Origin of the sequence: Neobacillus sp. 204, from assembly GCF_046562815.1 — a bacterium.
Taxonomy (GTDB): Bacteria; Bacillota; Bacilli; order Bacillales; family Cytobacillaceae; genus Neobacillus.
The window spans coordinates 406,711-431,601 of record NZ_JBJORY010000003.1; the positions used below are offsets into that span (position 1 = coordinate 406,711).

The 24,891-nt window shown below is 38.2% G+C and carries 30 protein-coding genes and 1 pseudogene; 13 read left to right on the plus strand and 18 right to left on the minus strand.

Annotation, left to right across the window (positions count from 1 at the left end):
* Nucleotides 1-43 precede the first annotated feature (43 nt).
* Both modA and modB read left to right on the plus strand, forming a co-directional pair.
* Entirely contained in the window at nucleotides 44-853 is an 810-nt protein-coding gene (gene modA / locus ACJ004_RS09170; protein WP_410892596.1) for a molybdate ABC transporter substrate-binding protein, read from the plus strand.
* Between the two features lie 5 nt (nucleotides 854-858).
* On the plus strand, nucleotides 859-1,515 hold the full coding sequence (gene modB / locus ACJ004_RS09175) for a molybdate ABC transporter permease subunit (RefSeq protein WP_410892597.1): 657 nt from the start codon (nucleotides 859-861) through the stop codon (nucleotides 1,513-1,515).
* A gap of 41 nt (nucleotides 1,516-1,556) precedes the next feature.
* Here modB and ACJ004_RS09180 read toward each other — a convergent pair whose 3' ends face one another.
* The 4 genes from ACJ004_RS09180 to ACJ004_RS09195 form a co-directional block, all read right to left on the minus strand.
* Nucleotides 1,557-2,222 (minus strand): DUF2306 domain-containing protein, encoded by a 666-nt coding sequence (locus ACJ004_RS09180; protein ID WP_410892598.1) that lies wholly within the window; start codon nucleotides 2,220-2,222, stop codon nucleotides 1,557-1,559.
* 82 nt (nucleotides 2,223-2,304) lie between these two features.
* The gene (locus ACJ004_RS09185) at nucleotides 2,305-2,826 is read right to left on the minus strand and encodes a hypothetical protein (RefSeq protein ID WP_410892599.1); all 522 of its coding nucleotides are present in this window, start codon (nucleotides 2,824-2,826) and stop codon (nucleotides 2,305-2,307) included.
* Nucleotides 2,827-3,000: 174 nt separating this feature from the next.
* Nucleotides 3,001-3,693 carry a response regulator transcription factor gene (locus ACJ004_RS09190; RefSeq protein WP_410892600.1) on the minus strand — a complete coding sequence of 231 codons (693 nt, stop codon included), beginning with the start codon at nucleotides 3,691-3,693 and terminating at the stop codon, nucleotides 3,001-3,003.
* On the minus strand, nucleotides 3,690-5,150 hold the full coding sequence (locus ACJ004_RS09195; RefSeq protein WP_410892601.1) for a HAMP domain-containing sensor histidine kinase: 1,461 nt from the start codon (nucleotides 5,148-5,150) through the stop codon (nucleotides 3,690-3,692). The genes ACJ004_RS09190 and ACJ004_RS09195 overlap by 4 nt, the downstream gene beginning before the upstream one ends.
* Before the next feature lie 589 nt (nucleotides 5,151-5,739).
* Here ACJ004_RS09195 and ACJ004_RS09200 point away from each other — a divergent pair.
* The 6 genes from ACJ004_RS09200 to ACJ004_RS09225 all read left to right on the plus strand — a co-directional run bounded on the left by ACJ004_RS09200 (nucleotide 5,740) and on the right by ACJ004_RS09225 (nucleotide 11,439).
* The gene (locus tag ACJ004_RS09200; RefSeq protein ID WP_410892602.1) at nucleotides 5,740-6,354 is read left to right on the plus strand and encodes a DedA family protein; all 615 of its coding nucleotides are present in this window, start codon (nucleotides 5,740-5,742) and stop codon (nucleotides 6,352-6,354) included.
* A gap of 45 nt (nucleotides 6,355-6,399) precedes the next feature.
* Complete coding sequence (locus ACJ004_RS09205; protein WP_410892603.1) at nucleotides 6,400-6,966, plus strand: class I SAM-dependent methyltransferase; 567 nt, start codon at nucleotides 6,400-6,402, stop codon at nucleotides 6,964-6,966.
* 18 nt (nucleotides 6,967-6,984) lie between these two features.
* On the plus strand, nucleotides 6,985-7,668 hold the full coding sequence (locus ACJ004_RS09210; RefSeq protein ID WP_410892604.1) for a response regulator transcription factor: 684 nt from the start codon (nucleotides 6,985-6,987) through the stop codon (nucleotides 7,666-7,668).
* A 13-nt stretch (nucleotides 7,669-7,681) separates the two neighbouring features.
* Nucleotides 7,682-8,731, plus strand: coding sequence for a sensor histidine kinase (locus ACJ004_RS09215; RefSeq protein WP_410892605.1), 1,050 nt, complete (start codon nucleotides 7,682-7,684; stop codon nucleotides 8,729-8,731).
* 183 nt (nucleotides 8,732-8,914) lie between these two features.
* Nucleotides 8,915-9,898: a GMP reductase gene (gene guaC / locus ACJ004_RS09220; protein ID WP_410892606.1), complete on the plus strand. Its 984-nt coding sequence runs from the start codon at nucleotides 8,915-8,917 to the stop codon at nucleotides 9,896-9,898.
* A 575-nt stretch (nucleotides 9,899-10,473) separates the two neighbouring features.
* Entirely contained in the window at nucleotides 10,474-11,439 is a 966-nt protein-coding gene (locus ACJ004_RS09225) for a nuclease-related domain-containing protein (protein ID WP_410892660.1), read from the plus strand.
* 196 nt (nucleotides 11,440-11,635) lie between these two features.
* On the opposite strand, the gene ACJ004_RS09230 is transcribed toward ACJ004_RS09225, so the two are convergent.
* From ACJ004_RS09230 to ACJ004_RS09245, 4 genes are all read right to left on the minus strand, one after another.
* Nucleotides 11,636-12,148 carry a DMT family transporter gene (locus tag ACJ004_RS09230; RefSeq protein ID WP_410892607.1) on the minus strand — a complete coding sequence of 171 codons (513 nt, stop codon included), beginning with the start codon at nucleotides 12,146-12,148 and terminating at the stop codon, nucleotides 11,636-11,638.
* A gap of 35 nt (nucleotides 12,149-12,183) precedes the next feature.
* Nucleotides 12,184-12,879, minus strand: a complete 696-nt coding sequence (locus ACJ004_RS09235; protein WP_410892608.1) for a Crp/Fnr family transcriptional regulator — start codon at nucleotides 12,877-12,879, stop codon at nucleotides 12,184-12,186.
* Between the two features lie 50 nt (nucleotides 12,880-12,929).
* The gene (locus ACJ004_RS09240; protein ID WP_410892609.1) at nucleotides 12,930-13,355 is read right to left on the minus strand and encodes a DMT family transporter; all 426 of its coding nucleotides are present in this window, start codon (nucleotides 13,353-13,355) and stop codon (nucleotides 12,930-12,932) included.
* A 196-nt stretch (nucleotides 13,356-13,551) separates the two neighbouring features.
* A complete protein-coding gene (locus ACJ004_RS09245) occupies nucleotides 13,552-13,677 on the minus strand; it encodes a hypothetical protein (protein WP_410892610.1) in 126 nt (41 codons plus the stop codon).
* 206 nt (nucleotides 13,678-13,883) lie between these two features.
* Here ACJ004_RS09245 and ACJ004_RS09250 point away from each other — a divergent pair, with 206 nt between their 5' ends.
* Nucleotides 13,884-14,042, plus strand: coding sequence for a hypothetical protein (locus ACJ004_RS09250; protein WP_410892611.1), 159 nt, complete (start codon nucleotides 13,884-13,886; stop codon nucleotides 14,040-14,042).
* 81 nt (nucleotides 14,043-14,123) lie between these two features.
* On the opposite strand, the gene ACJ004_RS09255 is transcribed toward ACJ004_RS09250, so the two are convergent.
* Nucleotides 14,124-14,438 (minus strand): winged helix-turn-helix transcriptional regulator, encoded by a 315-nt coding sequence (locus tag ACJ004_RS09255; RefSeq protein ID WP_410892612.1) that lies wholly within the window; start codon nucleotides 14,436-14,438, stop codon nucleotides 14,124-14,126.
* 203 nt (nucleotides 14,439-14,641) lie between these two features.
* On the opposite strand from ACJ004_RS09255, the gene ACJ004_RS09260 reads away from it, so the two are divergent.
* The 3 genes from ACJ004_RS09260 (at nucleotide 14,642) to ACJ004_RS09270 (ending at nucleotide 17,701) form a co-directional block, all read left to right on the plus strand.
* Entirely contained in the window at nucleotides 14,642-15,742 is a 1,101-nt protein-coding gene (locus ACJ004_RS09260) for an FAD-dependent monooxygenase (RefSeq protein WP_410892613.1), read from the plus strand.
* Between the two features lie 53 nt (nucleotides 15,743-15,795).
* Entirely contained in the window at nucleotides 15,796-16,527 is a 732-nt protein-coding gene (locus ACJ004_RS09265) for a GTP cyclohydrolase II (RefSeq protein WP_410892614.1), read from the plus strand.
* A gap of 262 nt (nucleotides 16,528-16,789) precedes the next feature.
* The gene (locus ACJ004_RS09270; protein ID WP_410892615.1) at nucleotides 16,790-17,701 is read left to right on the plus strand and encodes an EamA family transporter; all 912 of its coding nucleotides are present in this window, start codon (nucleotides 16,790-16,792) and stop codon (nucleotides 17,699-17,701) included.
* Between the two features lie 101 nt (nucleotides 17,702-17,802).
* Here the strand turns inward: ACJ004_RS09270 and ACJ004_RS09275 are convergent, their stop codons facing one another.
* The 9 genes and pseudogenes from ACJ004_RS09275 to ACJ004_RS09315 form a co-directional block, all read right to left on the minus strand.
* Nucleotides 17,803-18,630 carry a DUF2935 domain-containing protein gene (locus ACJ004_RS09275; RefSeq protein ID WP_410892616.1) on the minus strand — a complete coding sequence of 276 codons (828 nt, stop codon included), beginning with the start codon at nucleotides 18,628-18,630 and terminating at the stop codon, nucleotides 17,803-17,805.
* 87 nt (nucleotides 18,631-18,717) lie between these two features.
* A complete protein-coding gene (locus ACJ004_RS09280; protein ID WP_410892617.1) occupies nucleotides 18,718-18,993 on the minus strand; it encodes a hypothetical protein in 276 nt (91 codons plus the stop codon).
* A 38-nt stretch (nucleotides 18,994-19,031) separates the two neighbouring features.
* Nucleotides 19,032-19,622 carry a molybdopterin-dependent oxidoreductase gene (locus ACJ004_RS09285; protein ID WP_410892618.1) on the minus strand — a complete coding sequence of 197 codons (591 nt, stop codon included), beginning with the start codon at nucleotides 19,620-19,622 and terminating at the stop codon, nucleotides 19,032-19,034.
* Between the two features lie 208 nt (nucleotides 19,623-19,830).
* A complete protein-coding gene (fabF, locus tag ACJ004_RS09290) occupies nucleotides 19,831-21,087 on the minus strand; it encodes a beta-ketoacyl-ACP synthase II (protein WP_410892619.1) in 1,257 nt (418 codons plus the stop codon).
* A 24-nt stretch (nucleotides 21,088-21,111) separates the two neighbouring features.
* Entirely contained in the window at nucleotides 21,112-21,555 is a 444-nt protein-coding gene (locus ACJ004_RS09295) for a PaaI family thioesterase (protein ID WP_410892620.1), read from the minus strand.
* An 88-nt stretch (nucleotides 21,556-21,643) separates the two neighbouring features.
* Complete coding sequence (locus ACJ004_RS09300; protein ID WP_410892621.1) at nucleotides 21,644-22,225, minus strand: TetR/AcrR family transcriptional regulator; 582 nt, start codon at nucleotides 22,223-22,225, stop codon at nucleotides 21,644-21,646.
* A 116-nt stretch (nucleotides 22,226-22,341) separates the two neighbouring features.
* Nucleotides 22,342-22,422 (minus strand): annotated as a pseudogene (locus ACJ004_RS09305) (sigma-70 family RNA polymerase sigma factor); the annotation flags it as partial.
* Between the two features lie 80 nt (nucleotides 22,423-22,502).
* Nucleotides 22,503-23,063 carry a cysteine hydrolase family protein gene (locus ACJ004_RS09310; protein WP_410892622.1) on the minus strand — a complete coding sequence of 187 codons (561 nt, stop codon included), beginning with the start codon at nucleotides 23,061-23,063 and terminating at the stop codon, nucleotides 22,503-22,505.
* Nucleotides 23,064-23,095: 32 nt separating this feature from the next.
* The gene (locus tag ACJ004_RS09315) at nucleotides 23,096-23,686 is read right to left on the minus strand and encodes a DJ-1/PfpI family protein (protein WP_410892623.1); all 591 of its coding nucleotides are present in this window, start codon (nucleotides 23,684-23,686) and stop codon (nucleotides 23,096-23,098) included.
* Nucleotides 23,687-23,788: 102 nt separating this feature from the next.
* On the opposite strand from ACJ004_RS09315, the gene ACJ004_RS09320 reads away from it, so the two are divergent.
* Nucleotides 23,789-24,670: a LysR family transcriptional regulator gene (locus ACJ004_RS09320; RefSeq protein ID WP_410892624.1), complete on the plus strand. Its 882-nt coding sequence runs from the start codon at nucleotides 23,789-23,791 to the stop codon at nucleotides 24,668-24,670.
* Nucleotides 24,671-24,891 lie beyond the last annotated feature (221 nt).

Below are 24,891 nucleotides of genomic sequence, written 5' to 3' on the forward strand. Positions count from 1 at the left end.
TAAGTTATAATTAGTTATAATTAGAATGAAAGGAAGATGAATGATGAAAAAACTAAATCTTTTATTTTTCTCAATGATGCTACTTTTACTAGCAGTGACAGGTTGTTCGAACAATGAACAATCTAGAATGCCAGATGAACAAAAAAAAGAACTTGATGAAAAGAAAGTGGAATTGACGATTTCAGCAGCAGCAAGCTTACAAAATGCGTTAAATGACATTAAAGCAACCTTTGATAAGGAAAATCCTAATGTGACCGTAAACTATAACTTTGGAGCTTCAGGAGCACTTCAACAACAAATATCTCAGGGAGCGCCTGTCGACCTTTTCTTCTCAGCTGCAGAGGACAAATTTGATAAATTGGTGCAAGACGGACTAATCGAAAAGACTAAAGGAACAGATCTAGTTGGAAATGAACTTGTTTTAGTGGTACCAAACGATTCAAATAAAGGAATCAAAACATTCGAAGACCTTACTAAAACAGATAAAATTTCCATTGGTACCCCAGAGGCTGTCCCTGCAGGACAATATGCTAAGGACACATTAGAAGAATTAAATGTCTGGTCATCTGTCGAGGGGAAAGTGATTTATGCCAAGGATGTTCGCCAAGTGCTTACATATGTAGAGACGAACAATGTTGATGCGGGAATTGTTTATAAAACGGATGCATTGATTTCTCCAAAGGTTAAAATTGTAGCAACAGCAGAGGAAAATACTCATGCGCCTATTATCTATCCATTAGGTGTGATTAAGAATAGTACTCATCAAAAAGAAGCCCAACTATTCTACGATTATCTTCAAAATGAAACATCACTAAAGACTTTAGAAAAGTATGGATTTAAAAGGATAAATTAAATTCAATGGCAACAAACTTTTGGTCACCAGTCAGACTATCAATTGAGATTGCAACTGTCTCAGGATTATTCGTATTAATTATTGGGTTATTTTTTGGAAAGGTGATGACTAATAGGAAATTCAAAGGGAAGGCTTTTGTAGAAACGCTTTTCCTATTACCGTTAGTATTACCACCTTCAGTCGTAGGGTTCTTGTTAATTGTTATTTTTGGAAGGAATAGTCCTATAGGACAATTAATTGAATGGATCTTTGAACAACCGGTTATGTTTACGTGGTGGGCTGCTGTGATTGCTTCTACTGTTGTAGCTTTTCCTCTTATGTATCAATCAGCTAAAACAGGGTTTGAAGCCATTGATGAGGATATTGAGGATGCCGCCCGCGTAGACGGGGCAAATGAGTTCAAATTATTCATGAGTATTTCCCTTCCTCTAGGACTTAAAGCGATCATTTCGGGTACCATATTAAGTTTCGCAAGAGCATTAGGCGAGTTTGGCGCCACTTTAATGTTCGCTGGAAACATTCCAGGGAAAACTCAAACCATTCCAACAGCTATATATGTTGCTATTGACTCAGGCAATATGGAGATGGCTTGGTTATGGGTAATGAGTATGATTGGTATTTCTTTTTTAATGCTAATATGTGTACATTTAATTAAATCCTAATGGCATCCAAATTAGTTTTACATTTAAATCAAAAAAAGGTGTCAGGCACCATGTGAATTTTTCACATGGTGCCTGACACCTTTACGATCTCGAAGAATCCCCCACTCAACGACCAGGAAATTAATCATCAGCCCTACCCATATATTTACGTTGAGGACTTCTTCAACCATTTTCTCTCTCCCGCCTGGAAGGGAGAAGCCATTCACAATGTAATAGGTTAACAGTAAAAGTGGCACCACTATTCGGCCGCTTACTGCTACTAATGTGATACCAAAACTCCGAATCATCCATTTGCGGTGATCTGCCAATTGTTTTCTTACTGCGGTACGATATCCTTTCCAGCAGGTAAAAAGCCAGAGAATCGATAATACAAGAAAAGATGTGGCTTTTGAGAAATTTTCAATATAAGGAACATAAACGAGAGCAAGCCCTCCGCTTACAAATACACTGCCCACATATACCCTGCCAAGATAGCGATGGACGTTGGGTGTTTTAATTCGAAAATAATCTATGAATTGAAAAAAACCGGATAATAGCGCCACACATGCTGTTATAATATGAGCAATTAATAAGGGAAATTGTATGCCTGTCGTTGTGATGGATACACGGCTGTTTGCAGGATCTAGTGTCAAATAAGGAGCCATAAAAGGAATGATGACTCCCCATGAGATAATTACTATTACCCACCAACTTTTTTTAGGTTTCACTTTTTATCCACTCCAGACTCTACAATTATTAATACACTTTCCGTTACCCACTTGATAGATCATACCTCTTATCCCCTTCTCTTCAAGCAAGTTTCGCTGCTTTTTTCTGTTTTCGCTGTCCCCATGGTTTGAATACCGAAACCACGAACATTACAACAAGGGAAACAATCTGAAGGATAATTCCGATCCAAAGCTGCCACTTGTTTACTGTGAATGATGGATCCAAAAGAGCGTTTAGCCCTCCCTTAGATGTCAGCGTCACCGCTTTTAACGTTAAGGTATACATAGCGAAGGGCCCCAATATAATCGAAAGGATTGTTAAGCCTTCCTTGACTATTATCCAGTAAAATTTGAACAATCCCCATTGGGTCATTAAAGATAGTAATATCCCCGTCACCACAGTGCCAATCGTTGAAGCACGAACTGATGTCTTGGCAAGTACATGCATACTTGAATAACACGCCTTAAGCACACCTGCATCGTTCGTACTGGCAGCGGTTATGCTCAAAATCAAAAAAACAATGGATACACCGAACATGATCGATGCGAATAATAAATGTAATATGATCAGCCATCTTCTCTGAGTAAGATTCAGTTTCCTCAAACCATACACCCCTTGTCTACAATATTGCCTCTGCCTTTAATAATAATAGGCGGGTCTAAAAGGACTCTAAACGAATTCTAAAAAAAGTATAAAAATAAACTATGTGTTCTCCTCGTGAATATAAAAAACGACCTTCACCCGAATGGGATTAGGCCGCTTCATTTTGTCCTTCTACTAAATATTAAAACGATACCCGACGCCCCATATCGTCTCAATATACTGCGGCTTTGAGGGGTTCGTTTCAATTTTTTCACGTAATTTGCCAATAAAAACAGTTACCGTGGCATTGTCCCCTATGGAATCCAATCCCCAGATTTTTTCAAACAGCACGTCTTTGCTGAACACCCGATTTGGATGTATGGCCAAAAATAGTAACAAGTCAAACTCTTTCGAAGTAAACGAGATTTCTGTTTCATTCACAAACACTTTTCGAGATAACTTATCAATACGAATACCCCTGATTCGAATTTCATCCTTTTGTCTCACCAAGTTATCTGTCATTAACCGGTCATATCGGGCAAGATGCGCTTTGACCCGGGCCACCAACTCTCCAACACTAAAGGGCTTGGTGATATAGTCATCTGCACCAAGGCCGAGACCGCGTATTTTATCGATTTCTTCCCTCTTGGCGGATACCATTAAAATTGGGATATTTTTTGCTTGGCGAACTTGCCGGCAGATTTCAAATCCATCTGTATTTGGAAGCATGAGATCGAGAATGATTAAATCAAATTCCTCTTCCATGGCTTTTTTGAGACCTAGTTCCCCGCTTGTCGAAAGCTCCACCTCAAAGCCGCTTGCTTCTAAATAATCTTTTTCCACTTCCACAATGACCTGGTCGTCCTCGATAATTAAAATTCTTTTCACTTTTGTTCACCCTCATGATTAATCTTTGGCAGCGTAAAATAAAGGCTGGTCCCTTCTCCTAATTGACTTTCTGCCCAGACGTTTCCACCTTGTCCTTCCACCATCTGTTTGACAATGGCAAGACCGAGACCTGTGCCTCCAGTATCCGTATTCCTCGATGGGTCCGCCCGGTAAAAACGATCGAATATATTACGTAACTCCTCGCTGTTAATTCCCGGTCCATTATCCCGTATGTGTACTGTTGCTTTTGCCTGGTCGTCCAACAATTCCACCTTAATTTCCTTTTCTGCCTTGTTCATATATTTTAAGCTGTTGTCTATGATATTCATGATTACCCTGCTCAGCTTTTCATGGTCCCCCATTACGAGAACCGGTCTGTCGCTGTCAGAAGAGTACGTAATCCTGATTCCCTCCATACGTGGGTCGTGCCGTAATTCTTCTATATAATTCCGCAAATACACATGAATGTCCATAGGTTCCAAATGAAATGGCAGTCGATTGAGATCAAGCTTGGAATACAACATCAATTCGTCAATTAAATGATCCATATCGTCCGCTTTCTTTGCAATCATATTCATATATTTATCCTTTTTCGAAACAGTATTTGCGATTCCATCTTGAATGCCTTGAACGCAGGCTTTAATTCCGGTAATCGGTGTTTTCAAATCATGTGAAATATTAGAAATTAGTTCTTTCCGGTTCTCTTCATACTGTAGTTGAAGATGGATAGATTCGTTCAAGCGGGCGCGCATTTCTTCAAAGGAAGCCCCCAATTCTCCGACTTCATCTTTGCGATCCAACTTCACCTCATGATTTAGTTTCCCTTTTTTAATTTGTTCTGCAGCCTGCTTAAGAGTATATAAAGGTTTGATGAAACTACGAGAAACTAAAAAGGTAAGCACACCATTCGTTAGGCCAATAACGAGTAGCAGCGACAATCCCAAAAGCGGGAAAAACTTCCTTGCCTCCTTGTAAAAAGGATATAAATCAGAAAGTATATATACGGTACCAGAAGTATGATTGCTAAAGGTAATATCGTACTTTTCCACTGAAAAACGACTTTTCCCCCATCGATTTTGGGACTGACTCGTTTGCAACTCTTGAAGCTCAGTATTTAGATCAAGGCTGCTTACGAAAGGGGAAGTGTAGCTAACTTGATGATTTTCCATCACCACTAGTCCTGCATGAACACGATTCAATTGTCCGTCTGTGCTTTTTAGGAACTCGTTGTTGTTGAACCGGTCCGGGTCCGTTTGTGTCATAAACTTCACGCCGGCAATCAAATCACGGCGTTGATTGGCCGTTTCCCAAAAGGCTGGTATCCCCTTACCGCCTCCAGTTCCTATCATGTCCTTATAAAAAGCTGATACAAGTGTTGTTGCAATCAAAGCAAACAACACAATAGGAATAAAGGTCATGGCAATATAGGATAGCACTAGTCTCGTCTTGATAGACATGGGCAAATCTCCTTCATGCTGTTTTGTCGAGTAGAATTTATTTCAATTACTTCCAATAGGATATCCAAATTCCAACCATTCCTCCCTCAAAAATAGGTTTGGCGTCAACCGTACATTACGCTGTCGGGTATCTATCATTTTACTCCCTTGGTCTAAACCGCCTCTAAACTAATTCTAAAAAAAGTATAAAATTTGAGAGAAAAATAAATGAGGTAGTTTCGCAAATAAACATGTCAGTTTCGCAAATAAACATCTCACTTTCGCAAATAAACACCTCACTTTCGCAAATAAACATCTCACTTAAGCAAATAAACATCTCACTTTCGCAAATAAACATCTCACTTTCGCAAATAAACACCCCACTTTCGCAAATAAACATCTCACTTTCGCAAATAAACATCTCACTTCGACAAATAAACACCTCACTTCGACAAATAAACACCTCACTTTCGCTAATAACAATCTTTGAAGCTTCACACACCATCCCTCTTCATAAACTTCTTCAGAAATTCTTTAGAAATATCCCCATGAGTTCCTAAGATCTTTTCGTTAATATTACCTCATCAGCAAATAAAGGAGGTCATGAGATATGATAAGCGGAACGATTCTTCACCTTGTTGACCATTATGGATATTTGATTTTCTATCTTGCCTTCTGCTTAGGACCTTTTGGGATTCCTGTTCCAAATGAAGTGACCATCTTAACTGGTGGTATATTGGCGGATAACGGGGCACTTAACCCGTGGATTATATATGCGTGTATTCTTCTTGGTTTATTGACGGCAGTTACCATTGGTTATTTATGTGGGAAATTATTTGGTCAACGGATGGTTGTTTTTTTACAAAAGAATAAGGTGAATCGGTATTGGATTAAGGTTGAAAATCTTTTTAATAAGTACGGTGACATTGCGATGTGTGTGGGATTCCTGCTTCCAGTCGTTCGATATGTGGTCCCGGTCTTTGCCGGTATAAATGGGGTAAAGTACAAGAAATTTGCCTTGTTTTCCTATACCAGTTCTATTGTTTGGACATCGTTATTTTTTACAATTGGAAAAGCTTACGGCGATCAACTTTCACAGCTGCTGTCATTAGTAGATGTAAAATCGCTTGTGATTGTCGTTTTCCTTGCTGTTTTAATAGTAGCCCTAAGCAAGATCAAGATCCACAAGCCTAAAGATGCCAGCCAAGCATTAGTACATGAATAAAACTGTAACTGAGAAAAATAAAAGCGAAATAAGGGAGAGGTTTTTTTGAATAGTCACCAATCATTGCTATTTTTCCAAAAGTTTATCCAAAATCCAAAGCAAATCGGCAGCTTGTGGCCTAGCTCTCGATTTTTGGCTACCAAAATGGTTCAACCTATCTCATGGAATGAAGTGAGTGTAATTGCAGAGCTCGGCTCAGGAACGGGTGTGATTACGAGAGAAATAAAATCACGCGTATCCAAAAAGGCAAAGGTATTCATGTTTGAGAAAGAAAAAAGTATGAGGGATAACCTGCAACAAGAATTTCCGGAATTCTTGTGTTGCCATAACGCAGTTCATTTAATTAATGAAATAAATCAACATGGTGTTCAGCAATTAGACTGTGTCATAAGCGGACTGCCCTTCTTTAACTTTCCAGCTGAAATTCGTGATAGTTTACTTAATCAAGTCGTGAATTCATTAAAACCAGGAGGACACTTCATTGCCTTTCAATATTCTCTGCAAATGAAAAAACATCTCTCAAAGCGATTTGAGATTGAAAGAATTAATCTTGTCCCGCTTAATTTCCCGCCTGCCTTTGTATATGTTTGCCGAAGAAAATTAGATTCATGAGAAAAAGGAGGAAGTGAAATGAACATAGTTCTAGTTGTTGACGACGAGGCGGAAATTCGTGATGTTATTCATATATATTTGCGAAATGAAGGCTTTCAGGTTTTGGAAGCAGAGGATGGAGTACAGGCATTAGAAATAGTAAATTCAACCTCCATTCAACTTATCATTTTGGATGTAATGATGCCAAATCTTGATGGAATCAAGACTTGTATGAAAATCAGGGAAACTTCAATGGTACCTATCATTATGTTATCCGCTAAAGGAGAAGACATTGATAAAATTACGGGATTAACCACTGGGGCAGATGATTATCTGACAAAACCCTTTAACCCATTGGAACTAATAGCTAGAGTGAAGGCCCAGTTGAGGCGCCAACATTTTACTCCTCGGGAAACGGATCGTTCCGTATTCACACTCCATGACCTTGTCTTTGATAAACATAAGCATTTTGTCTCTGTCAGCGGAAAAGAGGTTTCGCTGACACCTCGTGAATTTTCCATTTTGGAATTGCTTACCGACTATCCAGGACAGGTATTTAGTGCGGATAAAATTTATGAAACAATTTGGGATGAGCCTTCTGGCTACTCCGAAAATACAGTCATGGTACATATTCGTAATCTTCGCGATAAAATTGAGGAGAATCCAAGGGAGCCACGATATATCAAAACCGTTTGGGGAGTTGGCTATAAAATTGATAAATAAACGGACGATTTTCATGAATGGAAAAAAAAGTATCAGATTTGAAATATTTACCGTGTTTGCTGCTAGTTATATTATTGCCATGGTTTGCCTGGGGATTGTAGGCAATTTTACGAATAGATTGGAAAAAGCTTATTCCTATTCATATGCCCCACTTGCTGCATTCGCGGTGGCATTCATCCTTTCTTTTTATTTGTTATCCGGCCGAATTGTTAAATATATTATTACTTTAGCTGAAGGAATAGATATTATTTCAAGAGGTAATTTAAATTACCGCGTCCCTATTTTGCGTAAAGATGAATTAGGAAAAGTCGCTTTAAGTATCAATAGTATGACTGAACAGTTAGAACGACAGATTCAAAAAGAACGTGACCTTGAAAAGTCAAAAATGGAATTAATTACGGGTGTTTCGCACGACTTACGTACACCCCTAACAAGCATCATAGGTTACCTGGATTTATTAAGGAGTAAATCCTTTCATGATCAGAGCGAATACGAACGGTTCATCCAAAACACGTATAATAAATCAATTCAATTAAAAAAGCTCATTGATGATTTATTTGAATATACTCGGCTTACTTCAGGTAGTGTGCAATTGAATCTGCAAAAAGTGGATATACGAAACCTTCTTGATCAAATCTTATTCGAATTGGAACCGCTCGTTCAGGAAAACAGACTTTCCATTGTTAAGAATATCGGAGAGGCTCCGATCATCACCTTAATCGATAGTGAGAAATTCGTAAGAGCTATCGAAAATTTGCTTATGAACGCCCTGAAATATTCGGTTAAGCATGGAAAAATAAAAGCCTCCTTGATATCCAAGGAGCATTTTTTCATGATTACAATTGAAAATGAAGGGACACCTATTACGAAAGAGCAAGAAAAACACTTATTTGAACGTTTTTATAAGGTGGATGAATCCCGTAGTAATCAAACTTTCCAAATAGGTACGGGACTTGGTTTATCCATTACAAAAACCATTGTGGAACAGCACGGTGGAAAGGTAGAACTTGCCCATGAATCTGGTCACTTTACATTTCTCGTGTCAATTCCCTTTTCTCATTAAGAACGTGAATCTATTTTTGTTTTGTAATATACGGAGCAAAAGAGGCCTTATTAAGTGGTTACAAGGCCTAGTAAAAACTATATAGTTGAAACGATGTATAAGACCAATTGAAACCGATAACCCTATCTTTGCAATGGGTAAACATGTAAGTTTATTACCGTTTGGTTTTTGAGGAGGGCAATGATGGAAAATGTATTTGATTACGAAGATATCCAACTGATTCCGGCAAAAAGTGTGGTAAATAGCCGCTCTGAGTGTGATACTTCAATATCCCTAGGCGGGCATACATTTAAACTGCCTGTGGTGCCTGCAAATATGCAGACGATTATTGATGAAAAGATAGCCATTTACTTAGCCGAAAATGGTTACTTTTATATCATGCATCGTTTTGAGCCAGATAAGCGATTATCTTTTATCAAGGATATGAAATCACGTGGTTTAATCGCCTCTATTAGTGTTGGTGTGAAAGAGGAAGAGTATCGATTTATCCAGCAATTAGCAGAAGAACAGATTTCACCAGAATTTATAACTATTGATATCGCACATGGTCATTCCAATGCAGTCATTAAGATGATTCAGCATATTAAGGAGTACATACCCAACAGTTTTGTCATAGCAGGAAATGTCGGAACACCAGAGGCTGTCAGAGAATTAGAGCATGCAGGTGCGGATGCCACTAAAGTGGGGATCGGTCCAGGGAAGGTATGCATTACCAAGATTAAGACTGGATTTGGGACAGGTGGCTGGCAACTAGCTGCACTGCGTTGGTGTGCAAAGGCCGCGAGTAAGCCGATTATTGCGGACGGAGGGATCCGTACACATGGTGATATCGCCAAGTCGATTCGATTCGGGGCAACCATGGTTATGATTGGTTCATTATTTGCGGGACATGAAGAATCTCCAGGAGAAACAACCGAAACCGATGGAAAACTCTTTAAAGAATACTTTGGTTCTGCCTCGGAATTTCAAAAAGGAGAAAGAAAAAATGTAGAAGGAAAGCGAATTTTAGTCGAACACAAAGGCTCCTTAGTAGATACGTTGAAAGAAATGGAGCAAGACCTTCAATCCTCTATTTCCTATGCGGGTGGAAAGAAATTAGAAGCCATCCGCTATGTAGATTATGTGATTGTTAAGACTTCGATCTTTAACGGTGATAAGGTGTATTAACAAAAAAGCAGAATGATGATTAGTCATTCTGCTTTTTTGATCTGTATTGAGTTTAAGCTTGGTGTTCAGTTGAGGTCGGCTTTCCTGCTTCTACTAATACTTTGCTGCCTACGAAGTAAATGGGCCAGTCAAAGGGAACCAGTAGTAGCTGATTTTTTCTGGATATATCTATTTGGCCATAAAAAGAAGAGAAATATTCGCCATGGGGGTTATTTGCACAAACGAACTTTCTTCTTATAGTTAATTTTTTACCTAATCGTAAAATAAAGGTTTCCTAAAAATAGACAGACCAAGCCCATTTACTCTGCACCCACTTAAAAGATCTATTTTCATACAGTTCTGGCTGGTGTGGTTTCGCAAACAAACAGGTCCGTTTCGCAAACAAATACCTTGGTTTCGCAAATAAACTGCTCCGTTTCGCAAACAAACACCCTGGCTTCGCAAATAAATTAGAATTATAAAACTTATAAAAAATTTGTAAGCAAAATATGATTTTTTTCTACAAAATTCTGCAGGAATTTTCCAATCATTTTGAGAATTAGTATATAAAACTATAAGGAGTGATTTTATTGATTATGAAAGAAAGGAAAGTTCCATTAACTATCCTGATTTTGATGGCTCTTTTGCGGCGACTTCCCAAAAACCATGAAAAGCGTCCTCAAATAATTAAGGAACTTTCAAAACGGCAGGCTGGATACCGCGGAGAAGAATCTCTAGACTACTATTTATCCCGGCTCCCTGATAAGAAATATATGATTTTCCACGATTTAAACCTTCCATTTGGAAAATATAACTGCCAAATTGATACGCTTCTTCTAACAAAAAATCTCGCACTTATCTTAGAAATCAAAAATATGACAGGAACCTTAAAATTCGATTTAGAAAACGGACAATTTTTCCAAACACTTGATGAACATAATAAAGGCTACACCGATCCCATCGCACAAGCAGAGATGCATAAGGACTGTATCAAAGAGTTCCTATCCACGTATAACTTCCCTTCATTGTCGGTGGATTACTTAGTAGTCGTCAGTAATCCATATTCCATCCTTTCCTTCATCGGAGGCCATCCAGAAGTTAAACAACGTGTGTGCAAATCCCATAATCTCCTCAAAAAAATTTCTATGTTTGAGAAAATGTATACAAATGAAATCCTCTCTGAAAAAGAGCTCCGGAAATTAAGTAAATTCCTTGTAAAAAAGAATACTCCTCCAACAATTCATATACTAGAAAGATATGGTATTAAAAAGATCGAACTATTAACAGGATTTCATTGTCCTTTATGTGAGTACCTTCCGATTATCCGTAAGAAGAGAAAATGGTACTGTCCTGCTTGTTGTACCTTTACTAGTGATACCCTTCCAGACTCGTTGTTAGATTATTTTTTGTTGTTTGATTCAAGGATAACAAATCTTGAGTTTCGAAATTTTGCCCATATTAAATCTGTCGATGCAGCGGGGAGACATTTGCGATCTGCAGGGCTTACTAGTTCCGGTGAGAAAAAGAACCGTTCTTATTCCCCTGAAACCATTCCCTGGTAAAATTGTTTTCGCAAATAAACTGCTCGGTTTCGCAAACAAACTTCTTAGTTTAGCAAACAAATTACTCGCTTTCGCAAATAAACTGGTTCGTTTCGCAAATAAACCTCTCAAATGATATGTAAATTACAAAAAAAGCAGTGGTTCCTATCGGAATCGCACTGCCTTTTGCACATTTTAGTGTTAACTACTCAGTTTATTAGTTTTCTCTCTGTTGAAATTTAGAAACTTTATTCCGTTTTGCAAATGGCCAATTTAGCAATTTCTTACCCTCGCCACTGCCGCCAAATTTAAAAACAACAATTCCGCCAACGATGACCAGCACTCCAATCAATTGATTGATAGTAAACGGGACCTTATGGAGACCCAGCCAGCCTAGTGTGTCCCCCAGTAATGCAAATAGCAGTTGTGAGGTTAACGCGATGGCAATGGCATAGGTGGGTCCGAGCCGCTTGATTCCTTGAACGAGACAAACAACCACACCTACGCCGATCATCCCGCTGAACCAATACCACGTCTTCATATTTTCCAAATGGAATAAGTGTCCGCCTTCAAAGATAAGACCGAACGTTAGTGAAGCGAGGAATCCCATCCCTAATACTAAGGTCGTCGTCGCCCAAGATCCCGCCCGTTCATTGACTTTACTATTAAAAATATTTTGCAGACCTACCAGCGAACCGGCAATTATCGCAAATGATAATCCTAAAATCATCCAATTTCTCTCCCTTATGTTGATATTTTTAAAGGTTATTCATATATATTATCTCCCGCGAGATCCTTTAATCCGTTCCTATCTTTAACGAAGATGGAACCTCGATTGCGTTCAATCAAACCATCTTCACATAATTGGGTGATGACTCGATTTAAATGGCGATAACTAGTTCCGATTAAGTTAGCTGCATCCTTGATGCTGATTCTTAGCTGGTCTTTCTCCAGTGAATCCGAATCATCAAAGGAAACAGACAATAGATAACTAGCCAAGCGTACTTCGACAGGATACATAATATTGAAGCTCATCGAATTGTTTTTCAGTTGAAACTTTTTCGTGATAATATCCAATAAAAATTGCAGGAACGGCGCGTGGTCGCTTCCATATTTCTTCAACCAGCGATGATGAATACCAATCATCCAAACTGACGATACGGCCTCCACCGTATTGATAATATCAATGCCGCGGACATACTCAATATCCCCGATCACATCAAGAGGTTTTTTAAACGAAAGAATAAGTGTTTTACCTTCTGACGAACTGGTATAGATTTTCACTTTCCCTTTAATCAGGACATACAAATACTGTGAAGTTTCTCCTTGGGAACAGATCAGTTCCCCTTGGTCAAAACTGTATAGTGACAAATGCGGAAGCAATGGTTCATGAAATATGGATTCTAGTTGATAAGTCCGGATATAAGCGTGCAACTGCTCTTGATCATTTAGTTCTTTCACTCAGTTTCACCCCCCGTATTCACCTGCAACAGGCAGGAACTCCTTTGCGATTAAGACCTTAGGATGACCACGCCTGCAATCATCATTCCGATGCCAATAATCTGTGGCAGCTTCATCTTCTGTTTTTCCAGTCCAAACCACCCGTTACTATCAATAATAAAAGTCACTGTTAACTGCGAAATCAGGATTGCCGATATACTAAGGGTCACACCAATGATTTCAATCGAACGAACATTACTGAAGATGACAATCGCTGCAAAGGCGCCACCAATCAAATATAATGGTTTCACTTGTTTGAAGCCTTGCCATTTAGCGTCTCGAACGATCAGTAAGATGATGAACGCCATTATGAATCCCGTTAATTGGGTAATCGTTGCTGCTTGCCATGTGCCGATATCCTGACTAATTCGTGTATTAGCTATTCCTTGCAGGGTAATAAATGCCCCGCCTAAAAATGCAAAGATAATTCCCTTCATAATCTTCTCCCCTACTTTTGTTTTTCTCTCTTTATTAAAAGATATCTCCACGTGTTTTGGATAGGACATATGTCCTCAACTTATAAAAATTGTGTGAAGGGTCCCTTAGTCTTGTTGATTTCCTCATATAAAAAGACCGTCACATAGACGATCTTTTTAGTATACCTAAATAAACACCGGAAAAATAATTATCCCGTTATTTTGGCTTTTTTTGAGCCATTCTTGCTACTTTTTCAAGTCCCTTTTCTCCCGCTAATTCTACATCTGCATTTGATTGAGCATTTTTATTTTTCTTAGATTGGTTATTGTAATTTTTAGTCATTCTCTTACCACTCCTATCGTTTTCTTTAGTTATTCTTTCAAGGATGCCGACTACTTTACATATGTCTTCGGATTCAGCACCCTCGATTTTAGTTTGCTTTCTTTTGGGCAGGCTATGCTTCTTCGATTCACCTGCCTAAAACTTTATCACTTGTCGTATAGTTCCTCATTTAATTGAGACGATATGGAATAGAGGTGATGGCAAGGATGCAAAATGATGGAAAGGATTTATCCAATAAAATCCCTTATAGTATTTGGGATACCCGAACGGAAGAAAATCTCCAGTCCATGAAAGAGGAATTTGCTGAGGAAATCGAACGCACTAATTTGAAATCAAAAACAGCAAATCAGGAGAAGCAGCCGTAATTGGTTGCTTTTTTAACATCAAAAAAATAAGGCAGCGCTGGCTCAGTTACCGAATCGAGCCAAAGTTGCCTAAAGAATCCATTATTCGATTGTTATCCAGGTTTGTGACCATTTTTCCAGTTCTTCAACGATTGGCTTTAACGCAAGTCCCTTTTCTGTAAGGGAATACTCAATACGGACGGGTGTTTCCGGAAACACCTCACGTTTAACAATCCCTTGGCTTTCTAAATCTTTCAGCCGCTCTGAAAGGACCCTTCCGCTAATCCCCATAGAAGCTTCCAAGGTGCAGAAGCGCTTTGGACCGGTTAACAGCTGATAAATAACCATTCCTGTCCAACGCTGGCTTATCATCCCCATCGCTTTTTCAAATCGAGGACACATGACTGACTCGTCCATTGATCTTCCCCCCTCTTAGCCTATTCCTTTTAACAACATAATTAACGTGCTAAACAAATTTGATTGACACATTTAAGTTTAAAAAATATAATTACTTACATAAAGTAACTAACTAATAAATACTCATTAACTATAAATATTTTACTTTAATCAATTACGATTCGTCAATCATTATAGTCAGATAAAATAAGGTGGTTATTACTATGAACCTTGAGGCAGATGTTTGCATTGTAGGTGCCGGTCCCGGAGGTGCCTTGCTAGGATATTTGCTTGCGAAAAAAGGAATCTCAACCATTGTTCTCGAACGGCACACAGGGATTGATAAGGAATTCAGAGGTGAACATCTCAACCAGGACGGAGAACGAGTCTTAAAAAAATATGGTCTTTATGATCAAGTTGAAGCTGCTGGACTGTTATTAATGGAACGAGTGGAATATTGGCAGCATGGAAAAGTAATAAAGACAGTTGCACCAGGTGTCGGGGAGCGTCATGTCGGCATTCATGTTCCGCAAAAAAATTTGTTAAGTGTGTTGCTTAGGGCATCTGAACCCTATCTGAATTTTAAGCTAATGATGGGGACAAAGGTAACGGAGTTAATATTTAATGAACTCAGTTGTGTAACAGGGCTTAAAGCAATGAATGGCAAGCAAGAAGTGACGATAAACAGCAAGATCGTTGTTGGTGCCGATGGCCGGTTCTCAACGATACGGAATCTGGCAAAGATGCCATATACAAAGATAACACATGGATATGATTTGCTTTGGGCAAAAATTCTAAGTCCAACAGGCTGGGAGCCAACGATTAAAAATGCCTTGGTGAATGGTGATCAGTTGGCTTTGTTTACCCAGGCTGGCGGTTTCATACAAATTGGCTGGAATATTAAAGAAAATTCTTATCCCACTTTGAAAAGGCAATCATGTGCACCATTTATAGAAAAAGTGATTGAGGCTTTTCCTGAGTTAGCTGAAACCATCCGTACACAAATACGCACATGGGACGATTTTACTTTATTAAAAGTGCAAAGCTGTCATTGCCCAACCTGGGTAAAGGACGGATTGGTAATTATGGGCGACGCAGCACATACGATGAGTCCCACTGGTGCCTTTGGGATAAATTGTGCTCTATTAGATGCGGATGTTTTAGCAGAGGTGCTGAGCGAAGCACTCGACAAACAGAATCTCAATGAGGCACAATTAAAAAGATTCGAAGAAGCACGTCGTGATCATACAGAAAAGCTTCAGCAGCAGCAAAGAGTAAAAGAAACAACCTATCAAGATAATTTTGCTGATCCTGTCCTTTCTTAAGAGAGCTCAGAGTCTAATAAATCTATGAAAATAGGGATTTGGGGGAATTCATAGTGGAACAAATTCAATTAAAAGCAAATGCTCTCTCTTTTTTAGAAGATAAAATAAAATTAGTCAAAAAAGGTGATGAAGCAATTTACCTAGTGGGACCGATCAAACTCCCAATCAATTTATACGGAGAAACGGTTGAATTTAAATGGTACAGCTGGCTAAAGAGTGAAAATGTAACGGAAGATTTCCAGCAAGTCATTGATCAATTATCTTCTGCGAACTTAGCTGAATACCAACAGTCAAGTGTCCTTGTTTATGGGGATTTTGAATATGGAGAAGATGCATTAATCAGAATGCATTCGATTTGTCACACTGGAGATATCTTTGGAAGCAAGCGCTGTGATTGCGGCTTTCAGCTCAAACAATCGCTGAAAATGATTGCTGAGCATGGAACCGGAGCATTATTTTATTTAGCCAATCATGAAGGCCGAGGAATAGGCTTATTTAGCAAGGCAATGGCCTATATTCTTCAAGAAAATGGATATGATACTGTGGAGGCCAATGAGGGACTTGGTTTTCCTGATGATTCAAGGAATTATGATGACGCCATCGAAGTGCTTAAAGCACTGAGAACAAAACCCGTCACACTCATCACAAACAATCCCAAAAAACTCAAAGCATTGAAAGCAGCGGGTGCATCGGTCTCTGGACGTACTCCTCTATGGGGTGATATCTCCGAGTACAATGAAAAATACTTACAAACAAAAGTAAAAAAATCAGGACACATGGCGTAGAAGCATTTCTGATTAGAGTGTGAACAGTTGTTATTGTTAGCAACAATTTGATATTGACAATTCATGTCATTTATTTTAAAGTAACAGAGTCAAATTAAATAACAAAATTCATTTGTTTGTGGACTTTTCTAGAGGTAACTCTATTTTCGCCACACAGTTCTCATGTGAGAGCTGTGTGGCTTTTTTGTTGTTTGAAAAAGGATCCAAGGGTCGAAGAATTAATTTTTCCATCCTTGGTTGAATATTGAAAGGGGAAGAAAAAATGAAAACATGGCACTACGCACTAATTGTTTTTTTAGGAGGATGCTGTTACGGAGTATTATCGACCTTTGTAAAGCTTGCTTACTCGGCGGGGTTTACCGTGAAAGAGGTAACAGGAAGTCAATACTTACTTGGGACCTTGCTCATCTGGATGGTCGCTCTTTTTTCGAAAAAGAAAAAACTTACTTTACCAAACATCGGTAAATTACTTTTATCAGGAATTCCTGTTGGTTTAACGGGTGTGTTTTATTATCAGTCCCTGCAAACCCTTGATGCTTCGCTTGCCATCATCTTTTTATTTCAGTTTGTATGGATTGGCACTTTTATTGAATGGATGGTTTATAAAAAAATACCAAGCACCGGAAAAATGGTTTCGATTGGTATTCTAATCATTGGCTCCATTCTTGCAGCTGGCATTATTACAGATGGAGGCGTAAAACTAACCTGGCAGGGGACAGTTTGGGGACTGCTTTCTGCTTTAACCTATACCGCTCTCATCTTTCTCAGCAGCTCCGTGGGAAAAGATATACCGCCTGTACAGAAAAGTGCACTCCTTTCCACTGGCGGGTTGATCACGGTTTTATTGATTTTTCAACCTACGAGTTTATTGCATTTACCAGTCATTATGGGAGTAGCTCCTTATGGATTATTCCTTGGGTTACTTGGCGTAGCCTTGCCGCCGCTCTTATTTACAATTGGAATGAAGCATGTCGGCCCAGGACTTGGAACCATCTTGACTGCCTCTGAGCTCCCAATTGCTGTGATATTATCCTCCTTGGTCCTAGCTGAAAGCGTGAGCTTGTCACAATGGTTCGGAGTGATCCTCATTTTAGGCGGAATTGTATTCGCGAATGTTAAAAAGCCTATTACAAAAATGAAGTCAGCTTCTTTGGAAAGTAAATCAGTATACTAAGGTTAGCAGGGATAGAGCTTTGGAGCGATAATAAAATTCCCGTTTCACCGGGATTTTTTCCTTCAGAGCCCTCAAAATCCCCTTTCTTTCCAACTGTAGATTCAGTGATAGGATGGCCTTTTTAGAGAGCATTTACTTGCTTCCTCCTGCAATCCTGGGGCGTAAAAACTTAGCTTTTTAATAAAGTAACACGTTTCTGGAAAATGATGTTCTAAAAATCGTAGAGTTGTTTTATTTAACATTTTATTTTCTTTATATTTAATCACCATGTTGTAAACAAATTGGCTCATTTCCAGGGTTGTTTTTCCGACATCATAAGCGAATTCGGTTTGACGGGCAAAACCCGGTTCTTTGAACCGCAAATAACCTTTCAAGTGGTGATTTTGGATGATAAATACTTGAAATTGGCTAATATACAGATCCGCTTGATGGCTGGCCCTTATTTCAATTGGATCAATGATATTCTTAAAAAGGACTGCATGTCCCAGCTGGTCCTCAAGCCATAAATCCATTAGATCTTCTAAAGGTAGAGGTGCAGGCTCTTTTCCTTGAACCCACTGACGTAAAAGTCGCAGATATTCTTGATTTTCTGCTAACGTTCCGTTCAGGTAGGTTGGCGATAAATTTAAGTTCACCTTATTGTCTATTCTAAGCGACTGCAGTTTCCCTTCAAATTCGAAATATCCTTTCGCAACCGGCCATACTCTCTGGGAAAAATAAATCATAGCTTCCTCTGTATAATTACTTGAACGAGGAATAGTTCTTAATGTCGCAATTAAATCCCCAAATAAATTGATATAACTTTGGGCTGTGTTCACATATTCAACTTCGCTTACAGAAAGATGATCTCGAACAAAATACGCATGATCCTGTAAAATCTCTAGCCAAAATAAATGTTCTTCCCATAAAGAAATTACATTTCGGTTCAAGTGCTCTCTCCCCCCTCTATCCATATATATATTTTCAAGAGGTCTATGGAAGAATAAATTTATTATCGAAAATTAAGAGTTTAACTATTATTCGTTTATATCTATTCCAGACAATTTTAATGAAAGTTCATCTACTACTAAAAAGACACATCCGAAAACAGTTCTGTAATCGATATAGTCTCCTTTAACTTCAATATCTACCTCAATAATGGTCCTTTTATTATGTAAGTATTTTTCTTCAAATTGATTAAAATTAATACTTGAAACAGATACACTAATTTCCTCTAGGGATTTTTTTAGCTCTCTTTCAAATATTGAATTACTAAAGTTTTCCTTGTAGAAAATACGAATAGTAAATTTCATTTCAATACCTCCCTCTCAATTACACTCTACGTACCATGCTAACGATACCGTTCTTCTTTAAATGGATTTGCTGTCATCGAATAGCCAAGCTCTTCCCAAAATCCAGCCTCATCTTTCCTCATAAACTCAATCCCTGAGACCCACTTGGAGCCTTTCCAAAGGTAAAATACTTCTGGTGGAATAAACCTTAGCGGATAACCATGTTTTGGGTCAATATCCTGCCAATCATGATTTTTATCCTTCCAACGGTATACAAACAAAGAATCGTCCCCTAATAGTGGATCGAGGGGCAGGTTTGCAGAATAACCAAATCTGTCCCCATTGTAGTAACCGTAAATTTTGATGTATTTTACACCCTCATTGATTTCAACAAATTTTAATAACTCTCTTAATGCAATTCCTTCAAATGATGTATCAAATTTAGACCAGGTAGTAACACAATGCAGGTTAACGGTTGAAATGGTTTTCGGAAGTTCCATGAATTCTTTATAGGATAAGAGCTTTTCTTCCTTTACCTCACCAAAAAGTCTGAAATTCCATGTGGCTTTATTAAACTTGGGGACATCTCCTTTGTGTAGTATTGGCCAGTTTTCTGTTTCGAATTGACCAGGTGGTAACTGCTTTTCCATAATTCACGATCCCTCCTATATCTAATGCGATAAATAAATCATAGAGTTTCAAATAGTATGTTGCAAAAATAGTGTAATCAAACCGTTTTATTTTAAGACACTACATTCTAGTTATCAAGACAAGTATACTCCAGCACCAATGGTACTGGAGTATACAAGAAAAGTCAGTTATTAGCATTTAGGCTTTTCGTAGAGCCGAAACATTTCCTCAGGATCTGGTCGGCAAGTTACCCTCATTGAATTTCTTAAATACTAAAACAGCATTATGCCCACCGAACCCAAAACCATTTGAGATAGCATAGTTCACTTCAGCTTGAATACTATGATTCGGTACATAATCAAGATCACATTCTTCATCCGGATTTTCGTAATTAATGGTAGGAGGGATTATATCTTCCATAATACTTTTAAGTGTGATAATTGCCTCCAGCCCTCCAGCCGCTCCGAATAAATGTCCTGTCATAGATTTGGTTGAACTTACCTTTAATTTATAAGCATGGGACCCGAATACACTTTTTATAGCCTTAGTTTCGGATTTATCTCCTTCAGGAGTGCTGGTTCCATGTGCGTTAATATAATTTATATCTGATGGTTGGATACTTGCCATTTCCAGTGCTAGCTTCATAGCTCTCTCCGCTCCATGAAAGTCAGGGGAAGTTATATGATAAGCATCCGTTGTGGAACCATATCCAATAATTTCTCCTAAAATAGTAGCCCCTCTTTTTCTTGCATGCTCATATTCTTCTAACAGTAGGACTCCTGCTCCCTCTGACATTACAAATCCATCCCTTTGACTATCAAATGGCCGGCTGGCTTTTTCAGGAAATTCATTGGAAGTAGACATTGCTCTCATCCTAGAAAACCCAGAATATGCCAAAGGATTTATGGAGGCTTCAGCACCTCCTGCTAGAATAGCATCAGAATAGCCGTGCATGATATTTATAAACGCCTCACCTATGGCTTGATTTCCAGTTGCACAAGCAGATACAGGAGAAAAACTTGGACCCTTAAAACCAGTTTTAATCGAAACAATCCCAGCTGCCATATTACTTATCATCATCGGGACCATGAATGGAGATACTTTTCTTGGACCTTTTTCAAGGAGGGTTTTATGATTACCTAAAGTAGTATCTATCCCCCCAATCCCAGATCCAATGTAAACTCCTAATCGATGAGGGTCACTGTTAGTAAAGTCTAGTTTTGATTGATCTAATGCTTGTTTAGCTGCAGCATAAGCATATTGCACGAATAAATCATATTTCCCCAGTTCTTTTTTATCCAAATATTCTTCAGGATTAAAATCATCTATAAAACCGCCGATTTTTGTGTTTATGTCTTCGTATTCACTAAATTGAATCTTTTTTATACCAGATTTACCCAACTTAATATTACTCCATAATGTCTCCACATCATTTCCTAATGGAGATATGGCACCGTATCCTGTGACCACTACTCTTCGCTTCATAATTTAACCCCTCCTAATGTAGAGTTACTGAACTTTTACCGATCTATTTTTGGCTGTTTCTCCATTTAAAGTCATACATGTTGAACTTGCTTTTGCAACCAATGCCTCATTTCCATCAAATATGGAACAATCAATTAGTCCAATGGTATTTCCCTTTTTTATGACTACTGCATGGGCTTTTAGGTTCGTCTCCCAAACAGGCTTTAGGTAATTGATTTTTAGCTCTATTGTTGTGAAGGTTTCATTTTCATTCAATAATGTTGCATAAGCTACACCCATGGCTGCATCAGCCAAGTCGCAAAGAATACCGCCATGGACTGTCCCCATTGGGTTAAAATGGTCTTCCTTTGTCTCTAACATAAATATGGATTCTCCGCTTTTAATCTCAACTGGAACAAATCCAATAAGTTTTGCCACAGGAGGAGCTGATATTTCCCTATTTGCATTCAAATTAATTTTACTGTTCATTACTCATTCTCCACTCTTTTTGTAAGATATAAGAATACTGATCCAAAAAGACCGAGCGGTCCTTTTTTAATCAAAAAATAAAGAGTCCTTATTCGAAAAGAATTGATTTGATCTGCTTGATAACCAATTCTAAATAAATTTTATCCTGAAATAAACGACTGAGCGCTAAGGCTCCTTCAATGGAAGAAAGAATGATTACAGCCATTTGTTCGGTATCAACTTCTTTATTGATTTCATTTTGATTCTTCCCGTTTTGGATAATGCCTTTAATCAACTTAATTAAGCCAGTAAATCCTTCTTTAATGGAATCCTCGAAATCAACCTTTGAATCATCCGCTTCTATTGCAGCATTCATTATAGGACACCCACCAACTACTAAATTGTTATCAATTAAAGAGCTGAAAACAGAAATAAAAGCATCAAATTGTTCGGATGAAGTATCTTTTGATCTTACTGCTTCAATATACTTATCTTTTAAGACATTTATTGAGTGAGAAAATGAAGCTTTTGCCAAGGCGTCCTTGTTTTCGAAATGATTATAAATTCCTCCCTTTTTTAGACCAGTGGCCATCATAATTTCAGAGATCGAAGTCGATTTATAACCATTTTTATTGAATAATGAAGATGATTGTTCAATAATATAATTTTTAGTCCTTTCTCCTTTATTCAAGTTCTATCTACCTCCCTAAAAGAGAACAATCGGTCTTTTTTTATATCATAATATTTGTTAATTTTCCTGTCAAGTTCCTGGAATCACTAAAATATATAGATAGTTAAATGATATTCACGATAGGTATGGAGACCCTTATAACACTTAACAAATATATCCTGAGTTAAGTCATCTGCTATGGTACAATTATTTACATAATATTCCTTCTGCTTATACACTAAAAAGCTGCCGACTGGCAGCTTTTATATCCTCTAGCACTGCTCCTTCAAGGAACATATTAACCTTTTTGCTTGCAACTCAATCTTACTATACCGTTCGTATCCAATACGGTTGCAAACTCATCACTTAAACTAACCAAAGCCAATTGATGTATTTCTTCAGCTCGGTACAGCTTTCCATCAAAGCTGACTCTATCAAAAGTAGCGGTAGCATCAGAGACAATGATTGGAGTGAAGCCAAGGTTTTTTGCCATTCTTGTTGTGGTTGAAACACAATGATCTGTAGTTAGCCCGGCAATGACCAGTGTATTAATCTCAGAATCTTTTAAATACTTTTCGAGGTTCGTACCAATAAAGGCACTGTTTACATTTTTTATGAATAGCGGTTCTTCAGGCAAAGGTGCCACAATCTCTTTAATCTCTCTTCCAGGATGATGGGCTAGGGAAGGTTTACTAATATGCTGAATGTGAATGACTGGTCGATTCGATTTTCTCCACATCTGTAACAATCGGGCCATATTCTCCTCTGCGTTTGGATTATTTCTTCTACCGTGTGCTGGATCATCAAAATATTTTTGAACATCAATCAATAGTAATGCAGTGTTTTCTGATATTTCCATAAAGCATCACCTCATTTAAATTTAAATTGAAATTATTTCATGAAACCCATAAGCCTTTTTACATTGTTTGCATTTTCTGTGGAGGTAAGTGCTTCGAGAAGGGTAAAAGCTACATCAAATGATGTTGAAGGGTTGAATGATGTAATAATATTTTTATCAATTACGACAGGTTGATCTGGAATCAAATTAGCTCCCATTTGTGCTAATTGTAATTGTCGCTTGCCATTACTTCGATTATATGTTGTCGCATTCCTCCCTTGTAGGACGCCACTCTTTCCAAGCACTAATGCCCCGACACAGATAGCTGCAATGACTTTTCCCTGTTTATCGAATTCTCGGATGAATTCAAGCACATCGGATCGAAAAGCATCCTCGTAAAAACCTGCCATTTCAAACCCACCAGGTAAGGCTAAAGCGTCAAACTCCTGGGCGGTTACCTCTGACAATACCTTTTCAGGTAAAACAGTAAAGTTCCAGGTGCATTTTAGTTCTTTTCGGGTTCCAACCGTAACGAGTTCAGTTGAACCCTCACTAACATCTTTGTTCCATCCAAATACATCTGTAAACACACTTGCCTCAATTGCTTCAAATCCATTCGGTAAGAGTAAACATATTTTTTTCATTCAAATCATCTCCTTACTAGAATTGTATGTTATAATTCACCATCAGTAAAATTGAAATAACTAAAGAAAATGTTCAGAATTTCTGATAATAAAAATTGAATGATGGGGGGATTAACAATCGAAATCCGTCAATTACAAACGTTTAAAACGGTAGCCGAATTGAATAGCTTTACAAAGGCCGCTCAAACACTTCAGTACTCCCAGGCTTCTATCACTTCTCATATTCAACAGCTTGAGGATGAGATTGGGCTTCCCTTATTTGACCGTTTGGGAAAGCAAATTCAATTAACAATGGTTGGGCAGGAGCTGTATCTTTATGCAGTAGAATTACTTGCTGTGTATTCAAAGATCCAACATATTTCAGCAGACGACACGTCAATGAAAGGGGAAATTCGTATTGGTGCAGCAGAATCGATAACAGTATACAAGCTGGGTTCAGTACTATCAGAGTATAAAAAGAATTATCCCGAGGTTACTTTTTCGCTAATTAATGATGACTGTCTTCCACTACGAGAGAGACTTCATTCAGGAGAGATAGATATTGCGATAACATTAGAACCTAAGGTAAATGCTCCGCATTTAATTACAAAAACTTGGTCGGAAGAACCATTAGTCTTTGTTGGGGAACGAAACCATTCTTTCAAGACAATTGAGGAAGCCAATGAAGAGTGTATTATTTTCAGTCCGAAAAAGTGTGCCTTAAGGCAATTTTTTGAAGGGTATTTGATTGAGAAGGGAATAAGTACTCATAATCATTTGGAGTTTACTAGTATGGAAGCAATAAAACAGTGTGTGGTAAGTGGGTTAGGTATCAGCATGCTGCCCTTCATAAGTGCCGAAGCGCTGTTGCGAGACAAAAAAATGAAGATTATAAAGTCTTCTTCCGAGAATCCAAAATTCTACGCGCAAGTTTCCTATCATAAAAACAAATGGTTGTCGAAAGCCCATAGAAAGTTTATTGAAATGATTCTGGGAGATCGTTAAAAAGTTTACTTTTCACCCATTCACTGTATTAGATATTTCCTCAATGTAAGAGTCATACAAATAACCCAAAATTGAAACCTATTGAGGCTTAATTTTGGGTCTTGGTCTTTTTCGGCCCATGCGCACCTAGGATTCTAGTATTTGACTTAAACGCTTGATTAGGTATTTAAGACCTTTGTACCATGAAGAACAGCACCCGTCACTATACATTAACGAAAATT

Coding starts and splice junctions, on each gene's coding strand:
- ACJ004_RS09225 (WP_410892660.1), top strand. CDS start 10,474: ATGAAAGAAAGGAAAGTTCCATTAACTATCCTGATTTTGATGGCTCTT.
- ACJ004_RS09210 (WP_410892604.1), top strand. CDS start 6,985: ATGAACATAGTTCTAGTTGTTGACGACGAGGCGGAAATTCGTGATGTT.
- ACJ004_RS09270 (WP_410892615.1), top strand. CDS start 16,790: ATGAAAACATGGCACTACGCACTAATTGTTTTTTTAGGAGGATGCTGT.
- ACJ004_RS09240 (WP_410892609.1), bottom strand. CDS start 13,355: ATGAAGGGAATTATCTTTGCATTTTTAGGCGGGGCATTTATTACCCTG.
- ACJ004_RS09250 (WP_410892611.1), top strand. CDS start 13,884: ATGCAAAATGATGGAAAGGATTTATCCAATAAAATCCCTTATAGTATT.
- ACJ004_RS09215 (WP_410892605.1), top strand. CDS start 7,682: ATGAATGGAAAAAAAAGTATCAGATTTGAAATATTTACCGTGTTTGCT.
- ACJ004_RS09255 (WP_410892612.1), bottom strand. CDS start 14,438: ATGGACGAGTCAGTCATGTGTCCTCGATTTGAAAAAGCGATGGGGATG.
- ACJ004_RS09315 (WP_410892623.1), bottom strand. CDS start 23,686: ATGAAAAAAATATGTTTACTCTTACCGAATGGATTTGAAGCAATTGAG.
- ACJ004_RS09295 (WP_410892620.1), bottom strand. CDS start 21,555: ATGAACAGTAAAATTAATTTGAATGCAAATAGGGAAATATCAGCTCCT.
- modA (WP_410892596.1), top strand. CDS start 44: ATGAAAAAACTAAATCTTTTATTTTTCTCAATGATGCTACTTTTACTA.
- modB (WP_410892597.1), top strand. CDS start 859: ATGGCAACAAACTTTTGGTCACCAGTCAGACTATCAATTGAGATTGCA.
- guaC (WP_410892606.1), top strand. CDS start 8,915: ATGGAAAATGTATTTGATTACGAAGATATCCAACTGATTCCGGCAAAA.
- ACJ004_RS09195 (WP_410892601.1), bottom strand. CDS start 5,150: ATGTCTATCAAGACGAGACTAGTGCTATCCTATATTGCCATGACCTTT.
- ACJ004_RS09320 (WP_410892624.1), top strand. CDS start 23,789: ATGGGGGGATTAACAATCGAAATCCGTCAATTACAAACGTTTAAAACG.
- ACJ004_RS09230 (WP_410892607.1), bottom strand. CDS start 12,148: ATGATTTTAGGATTATCATTTGCGATAATTGCCGGTTCGCTGGTAGGT.
- ACJ004_RS09245 (WP_410892610.1), bottom strand. CDS start 13,677: ATGACTAAAAATTACAATAACCAATCTAAGAAAAATAAAAATGCTCAA.
- ACJ004_RS09310 (WP_410892622.1), bottom strand. CDS start 23,063: ATGGAAATATCAGAAAACACTGCATTACTATTGATTGATGTTCAAAAA.
- fabF (WP_410892619.1), bottom strand. CDS start 21,087: ATGAAGCGAAGAGTAGTGGTCACAGGATACGGTGCCATATCTCCATTA.
- ACJ004_RS09260 (WP_410892613.1), top strand. CDS start 14,642: ATGAACCTTGAGGCAGATGTTTGCATTGTAGGTGCCGGTCCCGGAGGT.
- ACJ004_RS09285 (WP_410892618.1), bottom strand. CDS start 19,622: ATGGAAAAGCAGTTACCACCTGGTCAATTCGAAACAGAAAACTGGCCA.
- ACJ004_RS09280 (WP_410892617.1), bottom strand. CDS start 18,993: ATGAAATTTACTATTCGTATTTTCTACAAGGAAAACTTTAGTAATTCA.
- ACJ004_RS09200 (WP_410892602.1), top strand. CDS start 5,740: ATGATAAGCGGAACGATTCTTCACCTTGTTGACCATTATGGATATTTG.